This window comes from Amphibacillus sp. MSJ-3 (genome assembly GCF_018919165.1).
In the GTDB taxonomy this organism is placed as follows: domain Bacteria; phylum Bacillota; class Bacilli; order Bacillales; family Amphibacillaceae; genus Amphibacillus.
On the sequence record NZ_JAHLQM010000057.1, the window covers coordinates 1 to 5314 of the forward strand.

General features: G+C 35.4%; 4 protein-coding genes and 6 tRNA genes. 2 read left to right on the forward strand and 8 right to left on the reverse strand.

Annotated elements, in window-relative coordinates:
- Positions 1-155 precede the first annotated feature (155 nt).
- The 7 genes from KQI76_RS11420 to KQI76_RS11450 all read right to left on the reverse strand — a co-directional run bounded on the left by KQI76_RS11420 (position 156) and on the right by KQI76_RS11450 (position 2574).
- Positions 156-228, reverse strand: a tRNA-Phe gene (locus tag KQI76_RS11420).
- Between the two features lie 29 nt (positions 229-257).
- Positions 258-350: transfer RNA gene (locus KQI76_RS11425), tRNA-Ser, on the reverse strand.
- A 13-nt stretch (positions 351-363) separates the two neighbouring features.
- Positions 364-440, reverse strand: a tRNA-Ile gene (locus KQI76_RS11430).
- A gap of 11 nt (positions 441-451) precedes the next feature.
- Positions 452-527: transfer RNA gene (locus KQI76_RS11435), tRNA-His, on the reverse strand.
- Positions 528-550: 23 nt separating this feature from the next.
- A tRNA-Met gene (locus tag KQI76_RS11440) sits at positions 551-627 on the reverse strand.
- 9 nt (positions 628-636) lie between these two features.
- Positions 637-708: transfer RNA gene (locus KQI76_RS11445), tRNA-Asn, on the reverse strand.
- 219 nt (positions 709-927) lie between these two features.
- Positions 928-2574, reverse strand: coding sequence for a Na/Pi cotransporter family protein (locus tag KQI76_RS11450; protein ID WP_216400420.1), 1647 nt, complete (start codon positions 2572-2574; stop codon positions 928-930).
- Between the two features lie 437 nt (positions 2575-3011).
- Between KQI76_RS11450 and KQI76_RS11455 the strand changes: the two genes are divergently transcribed.
- Entirely contained in the window at positions 3012-3347 is a 336-nt protein-coding gene (locus KQI76_RS11455) for a hypothetical protein (protein WP_216400421.1), read from the forward strand.
- A gap of 211 nt (positions 3348-3558) precedes the next feature.
- Here the strand turns inward: KQI76_RS11455 and KQI76_RS11460 are convergent, their stop codons facing one another.
- Positions 3559-4257 carry a lytic transglycosylase domain-containing protein gene (locus KQI76_RS11460; protein WP_253288921.1) on the reverse strand — a complete coding sequence of 233 codons (699 nt, stop codon included), beginning with the start codon at positions 4255-4257 and terminating at the stop codon, positions 3559-3561.
- A 450-nt stretch (positions 4258-4707) separates the two neighbouring features.
- Here KQI76_RS11460 and KQI76_RS11465 point away from each other — a divergent pair, with 450 nt between their 5' ends.
- Positions 4708-4992, forward strand: coding sequence for a DUF2624 family protein (locus KQI76_RS11465; protein ID WP_216400422.1), 285 nt, complete (start codon positions 4708-4710; stop codon positions 4990-4992).
- Positions 4993-5314: the final 322 nt, after the last annotated feature.

Consider the following 5314-nt stretch of genomic DNA (forward strand, 5'->3'; position numbering starts at 1 on the left):
GCTCGCTTCCTTCAGATTCCGCGTCACCACGGACACCCTTGCGTTAGGCTAACCACTACTTCTGCCTTCATGGCTCGGGACTCTCACCCTAGAGATTACATCCATGCCAGGCACACTAAAAAAACAAGTTATTTGCAAATAACTTGTTTAGAAAGTGGCTCGAGACGGAATCGAACCGCCGACACACGGATTTTCAGTCCGTTGCTCTACCGACTGAGCTATCGAGCCATATGTATATGTATTGATCTTAATAATAATGGCGGAGGAAGAGGGATTCGAACCCCCGCGGGCCGTGAAGCCCCTGTCGGTTTTCAAGACCGATCCCTTCAGCCGGACTTGGGTATTCCTCCGCAATAAATATAATGGTGGACCCTGCAGGACTCGAACCTGCGACCGATCGGTTATGAGCCGATAGCTCTAACCAACTGAGCTAAGGGTCCTATTTCTATGATGGGGCGACCGGTGGGGGTCGAACCCACGAATGTCGGATCCACAATCCGATGTGTTAACCACTTCACCACGATCGCCATTATATATCTTAAATGAAATATGGTAGCGGCGGAGGGGATCGAACCCACGACCTCACGGGTATGAACCGTACGCTCTCGCCAGCTGAGCTACGCCGCCATAAAATGACTCCACAGGTAGGATTCGAACCTACGACCGATCGGTTAACAGCCGATTGCTCTACCACTGAGCTACTGTGGAACAATTATCAGATCGCTTATGAATTTATGTATTATCTTTAGCGACGATATATAATATATCATATTAAAAATACCGAGTCAATAGTTTTAAAAGCAAAATTTTAAAACTAAGTGATTATTTGGTTAAGATGATTACTAATAGATTTAAATTACTACCATAACTTAGTATAATAGCAAGGGTTTAGAACACTCAGCAGTAATCTGCCGAGTGTTCTATCTATTAATGAATTGTTTCTGGTATCTTTTCACCCAAAACTTCTTCAGCAATATTTAATGCATGATCACCAATCCGTTCTAAGTTACTAATAATATCTACATAGACAATCCCTGCTGAAGGTGAACAAATACCCTTGTTTAACCGAATAATATGTTTTTTTCTATATGTCTTTTCCATTTGGTTAATCTTTTCTTCATATTTAACTACCGTTAAAGCTTTTTCGCGATCTCTATTTGCCAAAGAGCGAATCGCTACACTTACCGCTTCATTAGCTAATTTAAACATTTCATTTAAATCTTCTCTTGCTTGATCCGTCAGAGTCGTTTTATTTGAAATTTTAAACTGAGTAAGTTCAACTATATTTTCAAAATGGTCACCAATTCGTTCGATATCTCGAACACTATCAAGTAATGCAGAGTGTCTTTCACTATCTGCATCTGATAACTGTGTTGCAGCCAAATCAATTAGATAAGCTGTGATTTCTTGATCCATATTATTTAAAGTATTTTCAAGCTTCAATGCCCGATCGGCATGACTTGTATCATGATTATTTAAAAATAAGGTAGCTTCTTCTAGCCCTTGTAGTGCAAATTCCCCCATCCGAACAACTTCTTCCTTCGCTTGATCTAATGCGACTGAGGGAGATTGCTGGATAAAGATAGGGTCCAAGTGTGTTGGTTGGACAGTCGCCGAAGAATCTTCGCCAGGTACAAGTTTAGTTACTAGCCATGCTAACCCACCGATAAATGGAAATAGAATGATTGTATTAAGAATATTAAATATTCCATGGGCAAATGCAATCGTCATTTCAGCATTTAAGCCTAAAGCATTTTGAATTGTTTCAATCAAAGCTGTATAGGGACTCAATACAAACATAATAAGAATTGAACCGATTAAATTAAATATAACATGTGTTAAAGCTGCCCGTCTTGCTGCAACAGTTGCACCAATTGAAGCCAAAATAGCTGTAATTGTTGTCCCGATATTATTTCCAAATAAGACTGGAAGCGCCCCTTGTAAATCAATCGCACCTTGTCCAAACAAATTTTGCAAAATACCAACGGTCGCACTAGAACTTTGTACAACCAAGGTAAAGACTGTTCCGATAATTAAACCTAAAATTGAGTTGTCTGACATCTCAACCATTAATTCTTGAAAACCTTGCAGATGTTGCAAAGGTTCTAGACCGCCTCCCATTAATTGCAAACCAAAAAAGAGAGCACCAAAACCAAAAATTGCTTGTCCAACATTTAATACTTTTTGGTTTTTAAAGAAGAACAACATCAATGCACCAACTGCAAGTATTGGGAGTCCATATTCCTCAAGCTTAATTCCAATTATAAAAGCCGTGATTGTTGTCCCGATATTCGCCCCCATAATGACACCTATTGATTGCCTCAATGTCATAAAACCAGCGTTAACCAGGCCGACAGTTAGTACTGTTGTTCCTGAACTGGACTGAATCAACATAGTAACAACCATACCTGCTATAACCCCGAGCAATGGATTGCTAGTTAATTTGTCCAAGATATCTTTCAAACGATCGCCAGCGGACTTTTGTAAACCTTCCCCCATCGATTTAATGCCCAATAGAAAGATCCCTAATCCACCTAAAAATTCAAATATAATATTCATTATATCTAATTCCATGAATGATTAACCCCTTCAATTAATTAATATTTTTAATTTACTATGTAAAATGACGTCAACATCTATTATTAGTTAATTATTAATTAATTGTAAAGTCAATTCGATAAAAATTTACACTAAATTTACATACATTTTATTGAATTTGATTTGTCAGCCTAAGCTAGACAAATCAAATATTAAAAAAAACGCCTAAAAGATAAATCACGATCATAATATAAAATATAGATGAATTAAGATATGTATAGAAGAAAAATGTTATAAAAGAAATAGCTACAAGTGCAAAAAAGTTAGCTTTAACGAGTAACTCACCAACTCATAAAACCGTTCCAATAACAACAAAGAAGCTAATCCAATCGATTATTATTAATCCATGGTTAAATCCCACCTCTTCTCTTAAACCTAGTTTTTTTAAAAATATAATGCTAAGGAGAATGATGATGTCTGGTAAATTAAAATTTTGCTATCTTACCTTATTCTTATTATTACTGATCGCATGCTATCAAGACCTTTTTCATCATTCAAGCCTTGAAAAAACGGTTGTTGAAGTTACACCCCACTCCGATTATGAAAAGAAAGCAGCAAGCTTTCAAGTTGTATCTTATCAAGTAAAACAAGGTGAGCAGTTTCTGACTATTATTGAAAAGTTAAATAAACAACAAATTACAAATATCGATCAATTGGTAGCTGATTTTATTTCTCTCAACCCATCAGCAGATATTTACCAATTAGAAAATGGACAAGTATATTTATTCCCAATCTACCAGGACTTTTGATCATTCTGTTTACCCACTATTCACTTCAGCAAAGTAAAATCCAATTTGAGTCGATCTCCAGATCAATAGCGAAAAAATTCTATCAATGATCATATTAACTATTTTTTATAAAATTAATATAGACATTTAACACATTAAAAGGGGCTTTGTTCAATTCTACAAAACCCCTTTAATGATTTAAGATCATTTATATCTCTATATCATTCTTAACTTATTTAGCGATTGCAAAAGTGTGATGGCCCTCTGCATTTGTTAGAATTCGTTCTGCATAATGACTTTTGGCTGAACCCGTCTTCTGTCGATATTGTTCCATGCCTGTCATCCCACGATGATAGGCTGTTAGTGCCTCATCCCAATTTTGATACTTATGATGAAGGAAATCTAAATAAACAATCGCTAGTTGCATTGAATAGTAAGGATCAAATAATAAATCATCACTATAAGGTAATCCAGCCAGCTCAGCAACCCAAGGAGCAGTATTCTTCATAAATTGTGACATTCCATAGGCGTGACCATATTTTGTTTTTGGACCAATTAAATGTGGATCAAATGTATAGCCAGTTTCTACTTTTAATAATTCATAAACGAGAAATGGATCGATTGCATATTTTTCAGCCTCATTTGTTAAATAGATAGCCCAGGTTTGTTTAAACCTTCCTTCACTGTCACTTACCATTTGTTCAGCAATCTTTTCAATATTTGACCAATAAGTATAATCATCCTCCAAGTCAACTTTCAATAATTCTTGATCGTATGTTGATGCAGCTTTTAATTGTTTGTTTTCAGCATATAATATACGATTTTCCTCTTTTAATGTCGTCATTTGTGAATGTTGAATAAAATTTATAATAAAAATTAAAATAGCTGAGACAAATGACAAAAATACTATAAATAAAGTACTTCTTTTCAAATCTTATACATCCTTTCTTATAACCATCTTGTGTTACAAATCGTTATGCTAAGCTATCTATACAATAATAGCAACTGATACGCTTTACCCTTTAATAAAAAAAATAAACTTCAAAAGACAGGGGAATAATGTCCCGAGAAAATAGATTGGCTGAAATATAGTACCTAACACCCAGTGGATTGCATTGAATGAATATCCTCCTCCACAATTTTAAATTCGTGCTTACGCCTTGAATTTGGCTGAACACGAGAAGCCACCATTACATTATGATATGCCATTAAACAAATCACCCCACTAAAAAATGTCACATAAATTCACAACATAAGAAAAGGGTATTTTCTCATTTCAGCTCCTAATCTGATCGAATTTTTTTAACAGATACACTTTTTACAGATAGAACATATATTATATTGGGACATTGTAGCAAGATTGAAATTACGGAGGGATTTAATGAATCAAATATTTAAACAAGTCATTCGAAAGAAAATGACTGAAATTACACCTGATGAGTTACTTACACATGCTGAACAATACCAGGTGGCATTATCTCAAGCACAAGCAGTAGAAATAATAAAGATAATAAATACACAGAAATTTGATCCGTTTAAAAAAGAGGATTTAATCAGAATGTTCGATCACTTAGAAAGAATTACTGATCAAGCAACGGTCAAGCAAGCTAAGATTATTCTTAATCAATTTATTAAACAGTATAATTTAGCAGATTGGTTTTATTAGAAAGAGGCTGAGACAAAACTAGTCCCTAATCATGAAAAATGGTTCTGATTACATGGAAATTGTAATTAGAACCATCTCTTCCTGTTATATATATTTCAACATCCAGTTTAGCCATTGTTGTTGGCGGTGAACTTCTGTAAACCACGGAGTAACACTCCTAAACCATTTAAGGCGTGATGAATCTATTTAAATGATCATGATATATCGAGTAGGAGGAGGCGGTTAGCCTCCGTCCTCTCACACCACCGTACGTACGGTTCCGTATACGGCGGTTCAATTAAGATTTATAACGCAAAAATTCATAACGGTCATGTAGACTTCG